The sequence below is a fragment of the Paenibacillus sp. 05T425 genome (genome assembly GCF_056396205.1).
The window spans coordinates 86,005-107,889 of the sequence record NZ_JBFTLA010000011.1; the positions used below are offsets into that span (position 1 = coordinate 86,005).

The 21,885-nt window shown below is 43.7% G+C and carries 14 protein-coding genes and 1 pseudogene; 12 read left to right on the top strand and 3 right to left on the bottom strand.

From position 1 onward, the window contains the following. Positions 1-452: 452 nt before the first annotated feature. From AC1DF0_RS23660 to AC1DF0_RS23715, 12 genes and pseudogenes are all read left to right on the top strand, one after another. Entirely contained in the window at positions 453-1,628 is a 1,176-nt protein-coding gene (locus AC1DF0_RS23660) for a tetratricopeptide repeat protein (protein WP_477575511.1), read from the top strand. A gap of 136 nt (positions 1,629-1,764) precedes the next feature. Further along, positions 1,765-2,310 (top strand): hypothetical protein, encoded by a 546-nt coding sequence (locus tag AC1DF0_RS23665; protein ID WP_477575512.1) that lies wholly within the window; start codon positions 1,765-1,767, stop codon positions 2,308-2,310. A gap of 317 nt (positions 2,311-2,627) precedes the next feature. Next, positions 2,628-5,891, top strand: a complete 3,264-nt coding sequence (hsdR, locus tag AC1DF0_RS23670; RefSeq protein ID WP_477575513.1) for a type I restriction-modification system endonuclease — start codon at positions 2,628-2,630, stop codon at positions 5,889-5,891. Continuing rightward, a complete protein-coding gene (locus tag AC1DF0_RS23675) occupies positions 5,888-7,306 on the top strand; it encodes a class I SAM-dependent DNA methyltransferase (protein ID WP_477575514.1) in 1,419 nt (472 codons plus the stop codon). Before hsdR ends, AC1DF0_RS23675 begins: the two co-directional genes overlap by 4 nt. After that, positions 7,306-8,697, top strand: a complete 1,392-nt coding sequence (locus tag AC1DF0_RS23680; RefSeq protein WP_477575515.1) for a restriction endonuclease subunit S — start codon at positions 7,306-7,308, stop codon at positions 8,695-8,697. Before AC1DF0_RS23675 ends, AC1DF0_RS23680 begins: the two co-directional genes overlap by 1 nt. Before the next feature lie 393 nt (positions 8,698-9,090). Continuing rightward, positions 9,091-9,255, top strand: a pseudogene (locus tag AC1DF0_RS23685) (PHP domain-containing protein); the annotation flags it as partial. Then, positions 9,221-9,493, top strand: a complete 273-nt coding sequence (locus tag AC1DF0_RS23690; protein ID WP_477575516.1) for a nuclease-related domain-containing protein — start codon at positions 9,221-9,223, stop codon at positions 9,491-9,493. The pseudogene AC1DF0_RS23685 and the gene AC1DF0_RS23690, both read left to right, overlap by 35 nt. A gap of 478 nt (positions 9,494-9,971) precedes the next feature. Then, positions 9,972-13,124: a DEAD/DEAH box helicase gene (locus AC1DF0_RS23695; protein WP_477575517.1), complete on the top strand. Its 3,153-nt coding sequence runs from the start codon at positions 9,972-9,974 to the stop codon at positions 13,122-13,124. Positions 13,125-13,137: 13 nt separating this feature from the next. Then, the gene (gene mutT / locus AC1DF0_RS23700; RefSeq protein ID WP_477575518.1) at positions 13,138-13,524 is read left to right on the top strand and encodes an 8-oxo-dGTP diphosphatase MutT; all 387 of its coding nucleotides are present in this window, start codon (positions 13,138-13,140) and stop codon (positions 13,522-13,524) included. Between the two features lie 175 nt (positions 13,525-13,699). Further along, positions 13,700-17,149, top strand: coding sequence for an AAA domain-containing protein (locus AC1DF0_RS23705; RefSeq protein ID WP_477575519.1), 3,450 nt, complete (start codon positions 13,700-13,702; stop codon positions 17,147-17,149). 601 nt (positions 17,150-17,750) lie between these two features. Next, complete coding sequence (locus tag AC1DF0_RS23710) at positions 17,751-19,136, top strand: AAA family ATPase (RefSeq protein WP_477575520.1); 1,386 nt, start codon at positions 17,751-17,753, stop codon at positions 19,134-19,136. Continuing rightward, the gene (locus AC1DF0_RS23715; protein ID WP_477575521.1) at positions 19,129-20,058 is read left to right on the top strand and encodes a hypothetical protein; all 930 of its coding nucleotides are present in this window, start codon (positions 19,129-19,131) and stop codon (positions 20,056-20,058) included. The genes AC1DF0_RS23710 and AC1DF0_RS23715 overlap by 8 nt, the downstream gene beginning before the upstream one ends. Before the next feature lie 135 nt (positions 20,059-20,193). Here the strand turns inward: AC1DF0_RS23715 and AC1DF0_RS23720 are convergent, their stop codons facing one another. From AC1DF0_RS23720 to AC1DF0_RS23730, 3 genes are read right to left on the bottom strand one after another with little or no spacing between them, the layout of a single operon-like run. Then, a complete protein-coding gene (locus AC1DF0_RS23720; RefSeq protein ID WP_477575522.1) occupies positions 20,194-20,838 on the bottom strand; it encodes a peroxiredoxin-like family protein in 645 nt (214 codons plus the stop codon). Between the two features lie 27 nt (positions 20,839-20,865). Then, positions 20,866-21,558, bottom strand: coding sequence for a cytochrome c biogenesis CcdA family protein (locus tag AC1DF0_RS23725; RefSeq protein WP_477575523.1), 693 nt, complete (start codon positions 21,556-21,558; stop codon positions 20,866-20,868). After that, positions 21,558-21,842: a thioredoxin family protein gene (locus AC1DF0_RS23730; RefSeq protein WP_477575524.1), complete on the bottom strand. Its 285-nt coding sequence runs from the start codon at positions 21,840-21,842 to the stop codon at positions 21,558-21,560. Before AC1DF0_RS23730 ends, AC1DF0_RS23725 begins: the two co-directional genes overlap by 1 nt. Between the last annotated feature and the right edge of the window lie 43 nt (positions 21,843-21,885).

The window sequence follows — 21,885 nt, forward strand, 5'->3', positions numbered from 1 at the left end:
ACACGCCCTGTCCACGAGTTACATCCATTTCAGCGGAGCTTCGGCGTTTAGGAAAATGCTCTTTCCTTTGGTGATTTTTCGAAGCTGACGATGGTACAATTCATGAGTCTCATGAGGATAATGAATCATTTTGAGGGTGTTTAATTAGGTGAATCATGAGCTTGCATAACCAAAATCACAATTTCCTAGTTTGCAAATTAATATATCTGCGCACAGCTGTATTCATTAGATTCTAGAGCTAGAAGAACAGACGGGGGAATTTGTACTCTCGTCTGTTCTTCTTTCAGTAATGAAGATTACATTACCTATAATTCGGGACGGTGAACCGGTGCGCAAATAGGTAATGATGTTTGATAAGTATAATATTCGAAATCGGATAGTTTTAATGCACTGTCGTATGATAAATTAGGAAGGTGTAGTACATATTGTAAACATAAAAAGAGGGGAATATCATGGGGAAGAAATATGTTTTTGTTTTGGCTTGCTGTTTGGCATTGCTTGTGGGGTGTACCTCGCAAGAATATAAGGATGTTGTAAAGTCAGGGAAAGAAGCAATGGAGCAAAAGAATTACACAATGGCGATTAAAGATTTTCAAAAAGCTACCGAGTTAGAACCAAAAAAAACAGAGTCTCAGGAACTGCTTCAACAAGCTAAAGCGGATCAGGTGCAGGTATTCAAAGAGGAGATTGCTGCAGCAATTACGAATCATAAAGTATTCTTAGATAAGAAGGATTGGGATCAGTCGATTAAGGTGATCAGTGACATCAAGGAAAGCTTAACAGGACATGAGGCTACCTTTCCCAAGGAAATGGAACTGCTAGAACAGTTGAATAAACAGTCTTTGGCGGGGAAAGAGATAGCTCAAGGTAGAGAGAAGCTGAATAATCAGTTATTCGACGAGGGGCTTAAGCACTTTGAAAGCGCACAGAAGCTAATAGATTCAGATGAAGCGAAATCGATGATCACTGAGACATTAAAGAAAAAGAGTGCTTATGATGAAGCTCAAAAGAGATTAGCTTTCGCAGCCAAGAACAATGTCTATAAATTTGTAATGTCTGACACCGGTGATAAGCAAACCTATGATGTGTACGTATTTTCTGAATCCGAAAAAATCCAAGTAAGTGATATGATGTGGGCGTGCTCAATGGAAGGGGATCGCCTATATAGTGGGAGTTATAACCTAGCGATTGTAGAACAAGGAACGAAGGACGTGAAGTTCTTTTCAATAGGTGAGCGTCAGATTAATTACGACAATAAAGAAGTTTTTATTGTAGAAGGTAATCCCGATTTATTCGCAATTTCAACTTGTGAGAGCTCCAATATTAGCACGGTTAGTTATTGGTATATCCATAACGGAGAGATAAAGATGGTAAATAGCGAAGATGGGTATGAGGGATTTGGTATATTGAAGGGTAATATAAAATCCGCAGGAGCTTATAAGTATCAATCCGTTTCTTACTACAACGCAGGAGATGTTTCTTGGGTCTTTGAAAACTGGATACTGGATGTTGAGAAAGGAATTTTAAAACATGATAAATCGCTAACCTTTACTTGGCAGCGCTTCGAAGAAGGTAGTAATCACTTTGATCGTTTTCAAAACGAAAAAGATTATATCGTTATAAAATAAGGAAAAGCCGATAACCGAGCAGGTTGTCGGCTCCATGTTATTGAGCACGTGAGACCAGTGTTTTCCGACGAACAACTAAATTCACTCTAGCCATTACACTTGAGTGATACTAAAAATTTTTGAAAGTTGGGATTCTGTGAAGGCTATTGTATCTTTAAGTGATCAAATTGCAATTACAATAGGATTGTTTAGCGCAATTGCGGGAATGGCAGTAACCATAATTGGTCTAGTAATTACTGCGTACATATTAAGACGTAAAGATCCTGATAAGACACCGAAAGCCCAATTTATTAGATTATCTACTTTATTAACTTTTACATACATCCTAACGCTTAGTCCAGTAGCAATTTGCATGTTTGTAATCGGCGATGCTATGAATGGTAACTTAATTGAAAACGGGTTATTCTTATTGAATAGGGGACCATTTACTTCATGGTTTTTATACGGTATCAATGCAATTTTTAATCTAATTGCGGTTATAGGTTTTATATTAATTCAAAGAAAAGCTGATTTAAGATACTATGTGGAAATTTCGTTTTCTGGCATTCTGATAGTCTTTGATCTACTATTTGCAAGTCTTATCTACACTAATGATGGAATTTTACTATCTACACTATGTATATTGTGTTTTTTACAACTCTGCTTTGGGCTTTTACAAATATGGCTTTTACTTCGAAAGTAGCATCATAAAAAAAATCAACATTGAAGTAGACCCAAGAAATTAGATATTAAGTAATTATGGGTTCTAGGGTGCTGCATTCTTAGCGTTCGGCAAAATGCTTATTTTACGGGCATTGCCGGCTTAACGTACGAAATCCGCATTTTGTTGGCGATACCCCTATTATTGTCGGATGAAGGAACTCGACCTTTATATGACGAAATAGGAATAGTGCTTGAGACTTAATAACTGCTTCGTGCTTTATTTGGATACTCATAGTCGTGCTTATCAATGATCTTAACAATAAATAACATTTGACATGACAATAGAGGAGGAGAAGGATGGGGTCTAACTTTACATTCTTAGAAAGTAACTTTCCTGTACTTGCTCAAATAGGCGCAACCGCTGAAGAATATCTTTATTCGGATCCTAATTCATGCTTGATTAAGTTAGGATTACTGGGTGAAACAATCGTCAACCTCATGATGCAGTTTGATGGACTCCAACCTCCAAGCTACGACAACACGCATGCAAATCGCATTAAGCTATTGAAGAGTCAAGGACTGCTACCACGCGAAATTGATGATATCTTATATAGCTTGCGCATGGCTCGGAATAAAGCTGTGCATTTGAACTATGATTCGCTTGAACAATGTAAAGTTCTAATGGGCATGACCCATGAGCTTAGCATTTGGTTTATGCAAACTTATGGAGACTGGCAGTATAATCCCGAACGATTTGTGTTACCTCTTGAAAAGTCTCAAGCTAAGGTTGATTACGAAGCAATCCTCCGTGAGAAAGAAGCTAGGATTGAAGAGTTGACTAAGCTTGCTGAACAAGCTAAAGTAGGCCAAACGATGACGATTGAGGAACGTACCTCAAGAGGAAGTCGCGCAGCCCAGCAGCTTCAACTGTCCGAAGCGCAGACGAGATATATTATCGACGAGCAGCTACGCAAGGTTGGATGGGAAGCAGATACGGTTCATTTGAAATATTCGAAAGGCACTCGACCACAAAAAGGCCATAGCCTTGCGATTGCGGAATGGCCGACACACAATTCCAACGGTAAATCGGGTTATGCCGATTACGCTTTATTCGTGGGGCTTCAAATGGTCGGCATTATTGAAGCGAAGCGTCAATACACCGATATTCCATCCGTAATCGATAACCAGTGCAAGGAATATGCACAATCCGTAAGTGAAGAACATGCTGCTTATCAGATGGGTAATTGGAGTAAATATAAAGTACCTTTTGTATTTGCAACGAATGGTCGGAAGTACTTGAAGCAGCTTGAGACAAAATCGGGGATCTGGTTCCTCGATGTGCGTAAACAATCGAATATCTCCAAAGCCCTCCAAGGCTGGATGAGCCCAGATGGCATTATAGAGTTGTTGAATAAGGATACGGATATAGCAGATCAAGCCTTGGGCGCAACACCTTATGATTTGTTGCGGGACCCAGATGGCCTCAATCTTCGCGAATACCAGATTGAAGCGATTGAAGCAGCAGAACAAGCCATTATCAATGGACAGGACAAAGTACTGCTTTCGATGGCTACGGGCACAGGTAAGACGCGAACGATTTTGGGGATGTTGTATCGTTTCTTGAAATCTGGCCGTTTCCAGCGTATCTTGTTCCTTGTTGACCGCACCTCACTCGGGGAACAGGCACAGGATGTGTTCAAGGAAGTCAAAATCGAAGAGCTCATGACACTGGATAACATCTACAACATCAAAGAGCTCAGTGATAAAGACATTGATAAAGAGACCAAGGTGCATGTCGCCACGGTACAAAGCTTAGTCAAGCGTGTACTCTATAATGAGAGTGAAACCACTCCTGCGGTTTCCGACTATGACCTTATTATTGTAGATGAAGCGCACCGCGGCTATATCCTGGACAAAGATATGAGCGATGATGAGATGCTATACCGTAATCAAGAAGATTACATGAGCAAGTATAGTGCGGTCATCGATTACTTTAATGCGGTCAAAATTGGCTTAACGGCAACGCCAGCGATTCAAACGACGAAGATATTTGGTCAGCCTGTGTTCAATTACACTTACCGTCGAGCCGTAGTCGATGGCTACCTAGTTGATCATGATGCGCCACATACCATTGTAACAAAGCTAAGCAAAGAAGGGATCACCTATAAGAAAGGTGAAGTTGTCCCGATTTATGATCCTGTAACGGGAGAAATTACAAATAGTGGCGAGCTTGATGATGAGTTAAAATTTGATGTGGAGAAGTTTAACCGTCAGGTCATCACAGAGAACTTCAATCGCACCGTATTGACAGAGATTGCTAAGGACATTAATCCAGAAGGCGACGCGAAGACACTCATTTTTGCCGTTGATGATAGCCATGCCGATGTCATCGTGAAGTTGCTTAAAGAGATTTATGAGCCCTACGCTGTAGACAACGATGCGGTCATGAAGATCACAGGCAGCATCGGCGGTGGGAATCCTAAGAAAGTCATGGAAGCGATCAAACGCTTCAAAAATGAACGCTATCCCAATATCGTAGTTACGGTTGATCTTTTAACGACAGGCATTGATGTGCCTAAGATTACTACTCTTGCCTTTATGCGGCGGGTCAAGTCACGTATCCTCTTTGAACAGATGATGGGTCGTGCAACACGTCTCTGCCCTGAGATCGGCAAGACTCATTTTGAGATTTATGATCCTGTTGGTGTATATGAATCACTTAAGGATTTAAATACAATGAAACAAGTCGTGATCCAGCCTTCTACATCTTTTGATGATTTGTTGGATGGACTTGAAACGTTGCCGACAGAGAAGCAGCTTCAAAATCAAATTGATCTCATTGTGGCGAAGCTGCAGCGTAAGAAGAGGAACATGACCAAAGATGTCATGGCCCACTTCCGAGACATTGCGCAAGGTGACACACCAGACCAGTTCATCGAGAAAGTCAAACATATGCCTGCTGAAGAGGCCAAAGCCTATGTACTTGAGCATCGGAAAGTCTTTGATATCATGAACGAAGGCGGCGGCGGTAAGCCAAGGGTTGTGGTGATTTCGGATAAAGAGGATAAGCTCGAATCTCATGAACGCGGTTATGGTAAAGGATTGAAACCTAAGGACTACTTGGATGAGTTCAAAGTATTCATTACGAACAATATGAACAAAATCGCAGCTCTCCAAGTCGTTTGTACAAAGCCAAGCGATCTTACGCGGGAAAGCTTGAAGAGCTTGCGTTTGGAGCTGGATCGCGAAGGGTTTACGGAACAGCAGCTGAATACTGCTTGGAAGCAACTATCCAATGAGGACATTACAGCGGATATCATTAGCTTTATTCGTAAAGAAGCACTTGGATCAGCACTCGTCAGCCGAGAAGAGCGCACGAAACATGCAATTACCAAGCTGAAGCAGAAGAACTCCTTCAGTAAGATGGAGCTGGATTGGCTAGGGCGAATTGAAACGGTATTGTTGCACGAGCCGTTATTGGATCGTGATCTATTTAACGCTGGTGCATTCAAGAATCAAGGCGGCTATAATCGTATGAATAAGATTTTCCGCGATCAACTCGATACCATTATTACAGAATTGAATCAGTACTTATTTGAAGATGGAGGACAATCAGCGTGAACAACCAAGAGATCGTATCTAAACTATGGAAGCTATGTAATGTTCTCCGTGATGACGGCATTACGTATCATCAATATGTAACGGAACTTACCTATATCCTGTTCCTGAAGATGGCCAAAGAAACCGAGACGGAAGAGCAAATCCCAGAGCAATACCGTTGGGATCAACTGCTTAAGCCAAAAGGTATTGAACTTAAGAAATATTATAAGGATCTGCTCAACCACTTAGGCGAGGATACCAAAGGTCGTGTACGTGAGATTTATGCAGGTGCTTCCTCAAATATCGATGAGCCGAAGAACCTGGAGAAGCTCATAACTTCGATTGACGCACTCGATTGGTATTCGGCTAAAGAAGAAGGCCTAGGCAACCTGTACGAGGGCTTGCTTGAGAAAAATGCAAACGAGAAGAAGTCTGGTGCTGGCCAGTACTTTACCCCTCGAGTCTTGATCGATATAATGACGAAGCTTGTTAATCCGCAGCCAGGCGAACGGTGTAATGACCCTGCATGCGGTACTTTCGGCTTTATGATCGCAGCGGACCGCTATGTTAAGGATCAGACGGATAAACTCTTTGCTCTGCCACCAGACAAGGCAGACTTTCAGCGGTTACATGCCTTTTCTGGCTCTGAGCTTGTCCATGAAACCCATCGTTTGGCCTTGATGAATGCCATGCTGCACGATATCGAAGGACCAATTAAGCTAGGAGACACATTGTCTAATCAAGGGAAGACGATGAAGGACTTTGATGTCGTACTTACGAATCCGCCATTCGGAACGAAAAAAGGCGGCGAACGCGCGACACGTGACGACTTTACTTACCCGACATCGAATAAGCAGTTGAACTTCCTACAGCATATTTACCGCAGCTTGAAAGCAAACAATGAAGCACGTGCAGCTGTTGTTCTTCCTGATAACGTATTGTTTGCAGACGGTGATGGTGCTTCTATCCGTAACGACTTGATGGACAAATGCAATCTGCATACAATCTTGCGTCTGCCTACTGGAATATTCTACGCACAGGGTGTTAAGACCAACGTGCTATTCTTTACGCGCGGCAAGTCGGATAAGGACAATACGAAAGAAGCATGGATCTATGATTTGCGCACCAACATGCCATCGTTCGGTAAAACTAACCCACTTAAGGCAGAGCATTTTGATTCGTTTGTTTCGGCTTATACTGCGGAAGACCGTCACCAGGTACAGGATGAGCGTTGGAATGTGTATACCCGGGAACAAATCCGAGTGAAGAACAATAGCCTTGATTTAGGGCTTATTCGTGATGATAGTGTTCTGGACTATGATGATCTCCCAGATCCAATCGAAAGCGGAGAAGAAGTCGTAGCACAACTTGAAGAGGCCGTTGACTTGATCCTCAGCGTAGTAAAGGAACTGAAGTCATTGGAGGTTAGTCGCTAATGGCTAGGAGTAAGAAACAGAGTTTATCGGTAGAGCAATGGATGGATCAGGCAGTGGTATCTGATAATGATCATCCGTATGAATTACCGATGAACTGGATCTGGACAAAGTTGGGAAGTGTTTGTAAAGAGGTTCAATACGGCTACACAGCGAAATCTTCGACCGAAGAAATTGGTCCAAAGCTCTTGCGGATAACTGATATTCAGGACGGAGGAGTAGATTGGAGTAACGTCCCTTTCTGCGAGATTTCACAAGTTGAATACTCCAAATTCAAACTAGATCCGAATGATATTGTAGTCGCTAGGACAGGAGCGACTACGGGCAAGAGCTATTTGATATCTGAACATGTGGATTCAGTGTTTGCATCCTATTTAATCAGGGTTAAATTGAATAATCTGCTTAACTATAATTATTTATATCACTTCATGCAGTCAAATCTCTATTGGGGTCAGATTACTGAGTTAGCTCAAGGAATTGCACAACCTGGGGTCAATGCATCTAAGCTACAAACAATGAGTTATCCACTTCCACCACTTGCCGAGCAGGAACGTATCGTTGACCGAATTGAAAGCCTGTTTACAAAGCTCGATCAGGCAGAGGAATTGGCCCAAACTGCTTTAGATAGCTTTGAAACACGTAAAGCTGCTATCCTACACAAAGCTTTCACAGGGGAGCTCACTGCGAAGTGGCGTGAAGAGCATGGTTTGAGTATGGATAGTTGGTCGACTAGTCTCCTTAAGGAGACTGATATTCAAATTATTGATGGTGACAGAGGTGAAAACTACCCTAAGAAGGAAGAGTTCACTATCGAAGGGTATTGTTTGTTTCTGAATGCCAAGAATGTAACTAAAAATGGATTTGTTTTTGAAGAACTCCAATTTATCTCAAAAGAAAGAGATAGTATTCTAAGGAAAGGTCGCCTTGAAAAAGGTGATATTGTTTTAACGACTCGGGGTACGATAGGAAACATAGCATATTTTGATGAGAGTGTTCCTTATGAGCATTTGCGGATCAACTCAGGTATGGTTATCTTTCGTGGAGGAGTAGATTTCTTCAAGCCTTTTCTTTGTTGGTTATTTCGAACAGGTTATATCACAAATCAGATATCAGATATCTCCACTGGTAGTGCTCAGCCACAATTACCAATAAAGATAATGAAGGATTTGAGGCTTCCTATTCCTAATATTACTGAACAAGAGGAGATCGTTCGTATTTTAGAGGTCTTGTTAGAAAGAGAGACTCGTACTAAAGAGCTCGTTGATGTAATTGATGGCATTGAGCTTATGAAAAAAGCTATACTTGCCCGTGCTTTCCGTGGTGAACTGGGAACGAATGATCCAAGTGAGGATAAAGCATTTGAATTGCTGAGAGAAGTAGTTGTGACTCAGTAATAAAATGATTGTATTATTGCTGTGGGAGGGAATGTGATCACATCTATGATCACGAACCCTGGATTGTCTTCGGAGATCAAAGGATACAGCAAAAAGACCGAGGTCCGAAAGCCGCACCATAGCAGGCATTCGGATACTTCGGTACATAGCAGGACACCGTGTATACAACGCTGGCAGCGAAAAGGTCAGGGGTTCGAGCTCCTATTCTCCACCAATACCTTATAATCAAACGGCAGAAATGCCGTTTTTTTTGTGTTTTAGTACTCTAGACGTACCTTTGTCTGACAAATATAGTGAATGGATTCGAAATGTCTAAATTAGGCTGTTTTTGAAGGATATAATAATTAATTGTTGAATATAGTCTCCAAGTAGAAAATTCTAGGGGGAATAGAGTTGGAATACAAAGGAACTAGATGGTACAAGTCTGATCTTCATTTACATACGCCAGCCAGTAAGTGCTTTAAAGATAAGAAAGTTTCAGCTCAAGATTGGGTTCAAAGATGCCTAGATCAAGGTCTTAAGTGTGTGGCGGTTACTGATCACAATACTGGCGAATGGACTTGAAACTAAAAATTATAATGGCGAGATCAAAGGGACGTGCGAGGATCGGAATTGGAGCGTTGGCAATCGGTTTAAAATGTACAATCCGTTGATGCAAAACTATGGCCATATTAAAGCGGTAGAGCAGCAATTAGCGGATTTCATAAACGTAAAATACAATTCTATGATCTCCTTCACGATGAGATGCAGGTTTAACATCGATCCTGAGCTGAAAGAAAAAAATCGGATCGGATGAGCTTATCGTTTACGATGTGGAACTCACCGAGTTCGTTGAGCGGAAACTGACGAGACTTAAAGCGGAGAACCCATCTCCACGATTTACTGATGATGAAGTTAGGTCTATCAAGGAGAGACTTGCTTCGCTTAATATAACAGACCCTGCTGATAGAGCTCAACATATTGAGCGGGCAAAAGCTTCAAAGGCTAGCTCAAAGTAGATTAAGGAGAGAGGTAGGCCCATATGATCCGTATTACTACACTTCCCGAGTTTGAGAGATTAATAGTAGGGTCGGGATTTATTACAATAAAAGACAAGCCTATCAAGACGGTAAAAGTACATGTTGTGAATTGCCCACATGTTAGCGAAACTAATTTCACAAAGAAAGTCATAGAGAACAAAGAGGAAAACGGTTGCTACTATTGGAAAAGCATCTTAATTGAAGCTGTTTCAGAATTACAAGCAGAACCATGCTTGCTATGTGGGTAGGTGAAGCATGAAACAAGGTCTATACGAACAAATCATCAACAACGTAACGATGAGGCAACTCGCTGAACTGGACTCGACTCTGTATGACATCGGGAAGGAGTCGTTGGATGCCGAGGAAGCGAGGAAGCTGCTTTCGAACTATTTGGCGATGGTCACACGCAGGGCGCTGAAGGCGGTACGTGAGCAGAACAGCAATGATGAGGAAGCAATTTTCGCGCAGGTGCGAACCTGTAATGATATAATTGCAACCCTCAAGGATAGCTTAGGGCAAGCGGAGTACGAGGAGCTACAGCTGGATGAACAGGGCGAGGTACTTACCTACGTTTATTCGAAGCTGAATCATATTCGAGGTGTTAGGGCCGAGAAGGTTCTTCGACCTACAACCCCGATATCGCAAAGCTCGTTGTTCACCGGGGCGCATTCGGAGCCGAATATGATGAGCGAATTGAAGCATGAGATCGTTACGTCGGATCAGATTGATTGGCTCGTTTCGTTCATTAAGTGGAGCGGGCTTCGCGTTCTGATGGAGCAGCTTGAGCAGTTTACGGCGAATGGCGGTCGTCTGCGCATCATCACGACAACCTATATGGAAGCGACCGATTACAAGGCGATTATGGAGCTCGGCAAGCTTCCGAACACGGAGATCAAAATCTCCTACGATACGGAGCGTACGCGTCTTCATGCCAAAGCTTACATGTTTAAAAGGGATACCGGATTTACGACGGCATATGTAGGCTCATCGAATCTATCCAATCCCGCGCTTACGAGCGGCTTGGAATGGAACTTGAAAGTAACCGAGAAGGATTCCTATGATGTGCTGAAGAAGATCGAAGCGACCTTCGAGAGCTACTGGAACGATCGGGAGTTTAAGGCCTTCCATCCCTCCGATGAGGAGCATGATCTGCTGCTCAAGGAAGCGCTGGGCAAGAAGAGGGAGCAGGGGCGGAACGACCTGACTTTCCATTTTGACATTACGCCTTATGACTACCAAAAGGACATTCTCGAGAAGCTGGAAGCACAGAGGACGTTGTATGGCAGGATGAAAAACCTGCTCGTTGCGGCGACGGGCGTCGGCAAAACGGTCATCTCCGCTTTCGACTACAGGCGATTCGCTCAGCGCAATCCGAGAGCGCGTCTGCTCTTCGTTGCGCATCGGGAAGAGATTTTGAAGCAAAGCATGGACACGTTCCGCTACATTATGAAGGATCTGAACTTCGGCGAGCTGCATGTCGGCAGTAATCAAGCGGAGTCTATCGATCACCTGTTCATCAGTATACAAAGCTTTAACTCTATGAAGCTCGCAGAGCGTACCACGTCGGATTTCTATGACTATATGGTCGTGGACGAGTTCCATCACGCGGCGGCACCGTCCTATCAGAAGCTGCTTGCTCACTATCAACCTAAGATATTGCTGGGGCTAACAGCTACGCCTGAGCGGATGGATGGCAAAGACATTTTACGTTTCTTTGACGAAACGATCGCGGCGGAGATTAAGTTGACGGATGCGATTGATCGCAAGCTGCTTGCGCCGTTCCAATATTTTGGAGTGACGGATAGTGTGGATTTATCGCAGGTGAAATGGTCGAGACGCGGCTACGATCTGCAAGAGCTGGAGAATCTGTATACGCATAATAAGATTCGAGCAACTCAGATTTTGAACAGCTTGAGAAAATACGTCACCGACTTGGACGATGTGAAAGGGCTCGGCTTCTGCGTAAGCGTCGACCATGCGTTGTATATGGCCAAGGTGTTCGAAGATGTGGGCATACCTGCGATAGCGCTGCATGGCGGTTCAAGCGACGAGGATCGTCAGCTCGTGAAGGGCAAGCTGGTGAGCGGCGAGCTCAAAATGATTTTTGTCGTCGATCTCTATAATGAAGGCGTGGATATTCCGGAGGTTAACACGGTTCTGTTCCTTCGTCCGACGGACAGCTTAACAGTGTTCCTGCAACAGCTTGGACGGGGACTGCGGTTGGCTGACGGGAAAGAATGCTTGACCGTGCTAGATTTTATTGGACAGGCTCATAAGGACTATAACTTCCAAGATAAGTTCCGTGCATTGCTCGGCAAAACGAAGCATTCCGTTCAGCATTACGTGGAGCATGGCTTCTCCAGTCTGCCGCGCGGAAGCTTCATTCAGTTGGAGAAGCAGTCTAAGGACTATATTCTCAGCAATCTGAAGCAGGCAACGACTAACCGGAAGCGATTGGTGAACAAGATGAAGTATTTTGAAGAAGATACCGGGATCAAGCTGACGCTTAAAAATTTCGTTCAATATCACGGCATGTCCTTATCCGAGTTCTACGGCGGGCGTACAGGTAATCGGATGTTCCGCAGGCTGATGGTAGAAGCGGGACTTCTCGATGACTACACCTTCGCCAAGGAAGATGAGCTGACGAAGCGGCTTCCAGCTTTGTTAAGCATGAATTCGCGTAGGCTGCTGAAATTCTTAATCTCGTACTTGGATGACGGAGCGCAGGCGGAGTCGGAAGAAGAGCGGCTGATGCTGAATGTGTTCTACTACACCTTCTATCGGACCGCGCCAGCGAATCTAGGTTTTGAAGGAATTGAAGGCGGCATCCAGTCGGTTATGGACTGCCAGGCTTTCAAGGATGAAGTATTGGACATCCTGAAATATAACAGCACTCATATCGATTTCGTCGACAAAAGGAATGAACTGCCATACGCTTGTCCACTCGATCTGCACTGCAAGTATTCAACCGATCAGGTGTTAGCCGCGTTCAGTTACTGGAACGAGGAGAAAGCGCCGAGCTTCCGCGAGGGCGTAAAATATTTTGAAGACAAGAAGACGGATATTTTCTTTATTACGCTGAATAAGTCGGATAAGGATTTCTCGCCATCGACTCTGTATGAGGACTATGCGATGAATGAACGTCTCTTCCATTGGCAGACGCAGAGTAAGATTTCCGAGCAAACGAATACGGCTCAGCGATACATCCACCATAAGAAGACGGGCAACCGGATCGCACTGTTCGTGAGGGAATATAAAGAGGAGAACAACTACACCGCTTCATTCGTGTTCTTAGGTGAAGCTGAGTACGTCAGGCACGAAGGAAGCAAGCCGATGAGCATCATTTGGCGTCTGAAGGAAGACATGCCTGCGGCGCTGGTGCCAGTGGCGAACAAAGTGATTGTATAGGATGTGAACGGAAATGATTGAGGTAGCAGCTGCCATTATCGAAGATGAAGCGGGTCGAATACTGATTGCACGGCGAGCCAAAGGGAAGTCGCAGGAGGGGATGTGGGAGTTTCCCGGTGGCAAGCTGGAGCCGGGCGAATCGCCAGAGGACTGCTTACGTAGAGAGCTGCTGGAGGAAATGGGCATTACGATCGAGCCATATTCGTATGTCGGCGTAAATGAGCATGATTACGGGACGGTGATGATCAAGCTTATCGCATACAAAGCGAGATTCGTGAGCGGGGAGATCGTGCTGACGGATCATGATGATTATCGATGGGTTGGGACGGAGGAGTTCGAGGAGTATACGTTTGCTCCTGCGGATGTTCCGTTTTTGAGGATGTTGAATTGCAAACATTAGGTAACAATAAACACATGAAGAAAGTAAAGAATATAGATGAGTTAGAGATTAAAGCCGCAGCTCCAAGCTGCGGCTTTTCCAATTTTGTCAGTAGTTGCAGGATTGTGTAGAACGGTGGAGAATTTAATTTCCATAAGGGTAATTTTACCTAAATAAGGGATGGGTTAAATAAACGATGAACACATTAGATTACTGGCGCAACAGTTTAGCCGATGCTGACCGATTAAATCCGAATTTCGATAATATGAAAAAAAGTTCTATTTCAATAGATTTGGATAATATTAAGACTGGGACAGTTCCCCACGAAACCACAGTTAAACTATTTGGACAAAATTATAAAAATAATCAAATATCTTCTATTCCGGTTCTCTTATGTCCCATTATTGCTTACATCAAAAAAGAACACAGCAGAAGCAAAGGCAATCACCCAGAAACGCTGACTCCCCTATGGGTTCCAGCCCTTCTTAATAAGGAAGGTCGTTTACTAGTAGCGAGTAAGAAGAATCCATGGATTCCAAGGGACTACTTAGACCCTTGTTTGAGTGGCGTTTTTCCTATTAGCACACTTAGCGCAGTCKATCAGTTTCTTACGGAAAAACCTTTTAAATTCGATAATTKGAAGGACTACTGGGCTCATACGGTTCAGATGTTCTCTGAGCTAACTGATATGGAACTAAATGAATTTAATCATGAGCAATACACTCCAACCACAGAGTCCTATATTTTGTGTAATGAGCAGATGTCAGGAACGACTACGGCTGTACAGATGCTCTACGATCATATTCGAGAAAACAAGCCGACGACGACACTGCTGAACCATTTTGCCACAATAGAAGACCGACCTCAAGAAGCAGCCGAGTCCATAGAGAATTCCTTTCGAACATCATCCAGACACTATGGGCAGATGGGGCAGCAATACCCGTTATCGGCATCGCAAAGAGAGTCGATTCATAACTGGGTTAACATTGATACTGGGGAGTTGTTAGCCCTTAATGGTCCACCAGGAACAGGAAAAACGACTTTTTTGCAGAGCGTCATTTCGACTTCATGGATTGAAGCCGCGTTAAAGCAGAGCGAGCCACCAATCATGGTCGTTTCATCTTCTAATAATCAACCCGTAACCAATGTCATTGAAAGCTTCGCCAAAATACAAGAGGTTCAGCATCCTCTAGCAGGACGGTGGATACCTCAAGTAGAGGGATACGGATCGTATTTGGCTTCCAGCATAAAAAAAGAAAAAGAGTTAAAACCCCATTGGCAAACCATTAAAATGGACTCTTCAGGCAAGAAAGGTCTACTTGCAAGTATAGAAAATTTAGATGATGTATCTAAAGCCGCATACGAGTATCTAGAGCATGCAACTAGATTCAGCGGTATACAATTCGTAAAAGTAGAAGATGCAGTTGATTATCTTCATCAAAGTCTAGTCGATTGTGTGAACCGTATGGAGCAAATTATTGATACTTATGATCGACTACTCCAATTCGAAGGAGACCTAAACAATAAGTATCCCGAAGGCATAGCAGTCTTTAAAGAACAAGCTGCAGAGAAAATTAACAAACATAAATTGGGGTTAAAAACGACTGAGGAACTACATGCGGAATGTAGTGAATATATGAACAAGTGGCCACTTAAATGGTTTTTGTTCATTCCGATCGTTAGAAAGATCAAAAACGACAGAGATCGGAAGTTTCTCGAATCTAAAGGAATCTATGATGCGGCAAGTGAGGATCAAGTTAGAACTTACTTTAATCATACAATAGCAAATCTTCAACAGGCTATTTCGAATATCGAAGATAGCTGTAGAGTGGCTGAGCAAGATGAGCAACAGCTGTCTCTTCTTAGACAAAGCTCTGACCAGCATAGAAATCAAATGATTGACGAAATCTTAATGTACTTTCCTGATGAAGAAGGGCAAGGCAGAATCGATAACGATCCATTAGCATTACTGGACCGAACCTTAAGATATGAAGCATTCAAGCTTGCCGTTCACTACTGGGAAGGGCGATGGATATTAGAGACAAGAGACATGTTAAATGATCCCAACTTTAAGCAAACGAAAGGGATCAATAGTCAGCAAAAGCTATGGAGACGTTATGCTAAGCTTACTCCGTGCTTCGTAACGACGTTATTTATGGTGCCTTCCTTTTTTAAAGCATGGCAGGGAAGCGACCGATATTTATACGAGTTCATAGATACATTGATTATCGACGAGGCTGGGCAAGTAACGCCGGAATTGGCAGGTGCCTCATTTGCTCTGGCAAAGAAAGCGTTGATTGTAGGTGATATCTTGCAAATTGAACCGATATGGAATATTCCCGTTGCTATAGATGTAGGGAATCTATTAGAGTATGGCGTCGTCAATGATGAGCAAGTTGCATTCGAATTTAGTAGCGAGAAAGGGATTACGGCGTCTGGCGGTTCGGTTATGCTGGCAGCTAGAAGAAAGTCGAAGTATACGTTGTCCGAACACGACGGTGGGATGTGGCTTGTGGAGCATCGTCGATGCGTTCCGGAAATTATTAACTATTGTAATGAACTGGCTTATAAAGGAAGACTTGAACCAAAGAGACCATCACTGTCCTCTTACCACTTGCCGCATATGGGATATGCCCATATCCCAGGAGAAGCGAAGAGAAAAAATGGGAGCTATTATAACGAGATAGAGGCTGACGCTATTGTAAGTTGGATTCATCGCAATCAGGATCTATTGACAGAACCTTATGCTAAGGATGGATCTGATTCGAAAACGATAGATCAGGTTATAGCCATCATCACGCCATTTTTCCAACAAAAAAAGCTGATACTGGATAAGCTGGCTAGAACCGAGCTAAAAGCTATGAAAAATATTACGGTCGGGACTGTGCATGCCCTGCAAGGAGCAGAAAGGCCCGTAGTTTTATTTTCTCCCGTCTATGATGGGAATTCCGCATCCTCTCTCTTTTTTGATGCAGGTGTAAACATGTTGAATGTGGCCGTCTCGCGCGCACAAGATAGCTTTTTAGTGTTTGGGGATATGCGTATATTCGATCCGTCGGCTAATACGCCATCGGGTCTATTAGCCCGTTATCTGTTTGCTTTAGAAGAACAGGAAATCCAAAACGTAGAGATGCCAATGTACTACAAAACGCGCCTTGCATTGCCAGTGGATCATATTCGAGATCTGGAAGGACATCGAACCATACTTGCTAATAGTATTCGTACTGCCAATAAGGAGGTTCATATTGTTTCTCCATTTTTGTCCTCGAATGCATTGGAAGCTGACGGATTGGAAACAGTGTGCAAGGAGGCCATTGGAAAAGGGATAGAGATTGTGGTTTACACCGATGAGGCACTGAATAAACGCCATGGTTTATTATTCCCACATTTCATAAGAGCAAAAGAGATGTTAACCGAATGGGGCGTACAAGTTGTGATTACGAAGCGCGTTCATAGTAAGGCGCTCTGGGTTGACAAGGATATGCTTATTGAAGGCTCGTTTAATTGGCTCTCGGCGGTTCGAAAGCCTAATAGCCAGTGGTGTCGCTATGAGACCTCTTTAATTTTCCGTGGGGACAAAGTACTTGAGATGATAGGAAAGATTAAAGAAGATCTTGAAAAACGGATGCTTGTGGCGCAAAAATAGTAATTCTAACTAGACGGTATGGAGGAACAAGATGGAGATTCTGTATATATGGTTTAATGACTACGGGCCCTTTCAGAAACAKGGCTTTCAGTTGGATGCCCAATTGAGATTTGAATTCGATGCAAATGATGGCTTTCTATCTGTTTCACGTAATCCTGAATACATACCGGGATTTTTCCGATATAAGGATACAACCGCGGAAGATTCGGCCGTCATATCTAATATCACAGCAATCGTTGGAGAGAACGGAGCTGGAAAGACGCGTTTTCTTGATTATATAAAATACGTACTGGTTCGAGCACAAAACAGGGATATATACCAAGCTTTGGTCGTAATCCGGGACGCGCGAAACGATGTCATCATCTTGTACGATGATTCTGTTATCCCTCGCTTGCAAGTGAAGGATCCTAATGGCTATCTCTCGAATCCGCAGCAGTATAGGAAGGCGGAAAGTTCACTTAAGCTGCCGGAGAGCTCGGTAATATTTTATTCGGGTATATTCGACCATACATATGAAGAACAGTTAAATAACTACTATAACTTATCTACGAACTACCTTGTCCGTAAAGATAAAGTCCGACGGATGGAGGAGGGAATGGACATGGAGAAGCAGCACTTGCTCGACGTGCATCGGGACGAGGATTTGAATCGGCAAGTCATTCTTGTACATGAGTTCCCGAATACGTTCGACGAGCCTCTACCCGTTCGAATTCCAGAACAGCTAATCGTTAGGATCAGAGAGTTCGATGCAAATGACGACAAAAGCTTAGGTGGATTTGCTTATTTCTATAGTCAGATACATGAATATGTCGATAATAAATTGATCGAAATCGTGCAATCGATTCAACAGCAACCTTCAAATGATCATCGGATATTGGCGAAACGGGAATTATTCAAGTACCGTGCCCATCGGGCGTTATTTCGTAGCTTTTTGAAGGAATTATCGATTTACATGAACGAGCATCTGTTAAAGGAAAATGATTCTCTTATGGATCTTACAAGCGTTGTTTCTGGTAAGAAATCTTTTTTGAGTTATACAAAGAAGTTCTTCCAAGCGATGTATAACAGGTCTGTAACACCTGAAGATAGGACTTGGATAGATCACCTTAATGGAATGGTCGATGTTTTCACTGAGTTTTCACACGCCGTCGATCCCAAAGACTGGACCGACTCGACCTTCACGATTCCGGTGCGGGCTCAGTCCGTTAAGTCGAGTGAATCACACCGATTCATTAAGTTGTACCGTGGCTCTTATCAAGCATTTCCGTACCTGGATTTCGACTGGCCGTTGAGTTCCGGTGAGAAAGCTTTCCTGAACCTGCTCTCGCGACTGTATACAAGAGCGGACGGACAACCGTTCGGCAGCAATGTCTACCTTACCCCAAAAGTAATATTGCTAATAGATGAGGGAGAGCTGTATTTCCATCCGGAATGGCAGCGAGTCTTTATTAATCGCTTAATTCGTTTCTTGTCGGCCATTTATGGACCGAATCGCCGTGTCCAGATCATTATTACTTCGCATTCCCCGTTCCTGCTTTCCGATTTGCCCGCCTCAAGCGTCAATTACTTGAAACGCGATGGCGCGAAAACGACGGTATCGGATGGACTTTATGGAGACGAGATGAAATCAACATTCGCCGCCAATATTCATGATTTGTACAAAAGAGGCTTCTTTATGAAATCCACTTTCGGTGAGTTCGCGCAGGATAAAATTAACGGTGTGATCAGGGACCTCAAGAAACTAGAGGATGAGCAGTATGAACAGCTCGTGAAAGAAAAGCAAGTGCAACCACTGCAGAAAGCAGAGCTTGAGTCTTTACTTGACGTAATTCGTTTGATTGGCGAGCCTGTACTTTCGGGGAAATTGTTGGAAATGTATAACAACTTATTACCTGAGCGCAGACAAGAGGAGCGCACGAGGCAGCAGTACGAATTTTGGAAGCAAGAAATGAAACGCCTCGGCATTCCGGAGGAGCGGAATGATTAACATCTATGATACGGAACAAGACCAGCTGGCTAAGGAACATTATAATGAAATTGCCGACCATATTGGAAAAAGCCGAAAATATCAAACGGATATGTTCGATAACTGGTTTGGCAGCTTTGACAGCAGTTATAATTTAGAGTTGGTAATCACGGCTAAGCCACAAAAACTTCTAGAGATACGGAATAAGTGTGGAGTTCCAGGTGTTTATCCTGATTATATTAAATACTTGGTAAATATGTATGAAGATAAATTTTCATTACGGAAAAAATCTATTGGAAATAAAGGCTATAATGCTCTTGTTATGACAGACCGTCTTGGTATTCGCGTCTGCCCGCTATGCAATCGGAATCATATAGGCAATATTGACAGAGGAGCGCGTGGAAGAAAACGAACATGTCAGCTCGATCATTTTCATAATAAGTTCAAGTATCCGTTTTTGGCTATGTCTTTCTTTAATTTGATCCCCTCCTGTCCCAGCTGCAATCATACGAAAGGGACGGATGACATAGACGCTTCGCCCTACGATGAGCATAAGGATATGGAAAATTTGTTTCGGATCCATTTCAATATTCAAGACGTAGAGTCGATTCTCGAGGAGAGGTTGTTGTCCGTTTCGCTTACTGAGGACCCGAGCGTAACACGTAACGTAGACGTGTTAGGTTTAAAAAGTTTGTATAAAACTCACAACGATGTAGCCTTTGAGATATTGCAGAGGTTCAGATTTTACTCCGATTTGTATCGAGAGGATGTGCATAAAGCCTTCCCGGGTTTATTTAAAAGCGAAGACGAGATCCAGAACAGGTTGTTTGGAAACTATCTGCAAAAGGAGAACATGAAAAAGCAGGTTTTGGCCAAGTTGAAGAGGGATATTTATGAGCAGTTGCAGCAATACGTCCAGCATAAAGGTGCTGGGGCGATTTGATATCTTATATATTGTGTAACGGAAAAGGTAGGAGCAGCAGGGGATTTGTGGAGTGAAAGGCATAAGTCATGACAGAAGAAGGCCCATGCGTCGTCGGCGCATGGGTTCTTTGTCTTGAGTCGTGACGAGGGCAGTTCACAACTTCCTTAATTCATCCAGAATATCCTCAGGATTCAAGCGCATCATAAAATCCGGATTGACATAAGCAGAGCGGATAATGCCGGATTCGTCGATCATGAAGGTKGAAGGAATGGGGAGTATCCACCGATCGGTCGCGTTGTATTCGGCCAGATTCAGCTGGAACAGGTTCGTCATGATCTCCTGCATGTACGGCGGTACGTCGTACAAAATATTGTAAAAGGCGGCCACCAGACCGTTGGTATCGCTCAGCACCTGGAACTGCAGTTCTTCCTTCTCCTGATGGGACAGCATGTTGTCCGGGCTTTGCGGGCTAACGGCGATGAGCCTGGCGCCCAGCGCTTTAATCTCCGGCAGCACTTTCTGATATGCCCGGAGCTGGGAGTTGCAGTAAGGACACCAACCTCCGCGGTAGAAGGTTAGAACGACAGGCCCTTTGGCCAGTTCGTCGTACAATTGAACGGGAGTGCCCATCGCGTTTTTCAGCGAAAAATCTTTCGCCTTCTGCCCCTCCTGCAGGCCATACTGGATTCCCGACTCCTGCTGCTCCCGGATCGAACGGAACATCGCGGCTTGGACTTCTGCGGGCGAATGGGCGATGAACTGTTGTTTCATTTCTGTTAGCAATTGATTTAATGACATGAATGAATCTCCTCCCACTATTACCTATTATTTTATAAACCCAATAATCAGAAAAACGATGCCAATCGCGATCGAGAGGTAGCCGGCAACTTTTTTTACAGGACCGCCCCACTTTGCCAATTTGCGTAGAATGGAAATGGAAAAGACTGCAACAGCCGCGAGTATCACGCCTTTCCCTAACGAATAGGTAGTCATGAGCAACGCTCCGTGAAGCGGACTCCCCTGAAGTGCAATATAGCTAATCAGCGCAAAAAAGGTGGGGATTGCACAAGGCGAAATGACAAGTCCATAAGGAATCCCTAGTTTGAAAGCGGCCGCGTTGCCTTGGGGGAGTTCCGGCCGGCCGGGCGACTTTTGGAAAGTAGGCATTGCGAATGAAATGACGCCAAGCAATTGCAGTCCAGCCAATATGTCAAAGAGAGGCGGAACCCAGTTGAGTAAACGATATTTCTCGACAAAGGGCAGGAACTGTTGGCCGAGCAGCGCGATGATTAGACCAGTCAACAGCGAAGTGACAACCATACCCAATATAAAGTTGACAGCTAGCAGAACGGCCTTTCTTTTATCGCCGGCTGCTCCTCTCTGGACATAATTCGCAAACATAGCAAGCACAGGCATATAGCATGCCAATATAGCGCTCACGATTCCGACGATGAACACAAGAATGTAAGTAGAGGCAGAAATGCCGCCTTCAATAGTGAAATGATATAATTCTTCCATTAGTTTCTCCTTTGATCTAGTGAATGACTTTCGGGATTGAACAATTCATATACGCGTTCGCGAAGCTTAGACAGTGAGGGTACAGAGCCGAATTCGACTTTCCCATTGATGAGAATCGCTCCGGCGCTGAAAATATTCAGCTCCTGGAGACGTTCAAACTGATCAACCACATGTAACTCCTGAGTCTCGATTTGCGGATATTCCGCCGCTATTTGCTTAACTAGATTTAACGCTTTTTGACAAATTGAACACCCTGGTCCAGCTGTTACAACCTCAATGAGCAAAAGAACTCCTCCTTCTTACCATTCTGTTAAACATCCCCCATGC

Coding starts and splice junctions, on each gene's coding strand:
- hsdR (WP_477575513.1), top strand. CDS start 2,628: ATGGGGTCTAACTTTACATTCTTAGAAAGTAACTTTCCTGTACTTGCT.
- AC1DF0_RS23725 (WP_477575523.1), bottom strand. CDS start 21,558: ATGGAAGAATTATATCATTTCACTATTGAAGGCGGCATTTCTGCCTCT.
- AC1DF0_RS23680 (WP_477575515.1), top strand. CDS start 7,306: ATGGCTAGGAGTAAGAAACAGAGTTTATCGGTAGAGCAATGGATGGAT.
- AC1DF0_RS23695 (WP_477575517.1), top strand. CDS start 9,972: ATGAAACAAGGTCTATACGAACAAATCATCAACAACGTAACGATGAGG.
- AC1DF0_RS23715 (WP_477575521.1), top strand. CDS start 19,129: ATGATTAACATCTATGATACGGAACAAGACCAGCTGGCTAAGGAACAT.
- AC1DF0_RS23710 (WP_477575520.1), top strand. CDS start 17,751: ATGGAGAAGCAGCACTTGCTCGACGTGCATCGGGACGAGGATTTGAAT.
- AC1DF0_RS23660 (WP_477575511.1), top strand. CDS start 453: ATGGGGAAGAAATATGTTTTTGTTTTGGCTTGCTGTTTGGCATTGCTT.
- mutT (WP_477575518.1), top strand. CDS start 13,138: ATGATTGAGGTAGCAGCTGCCATTATCGAAGATGAAGCGGGTCGAATA.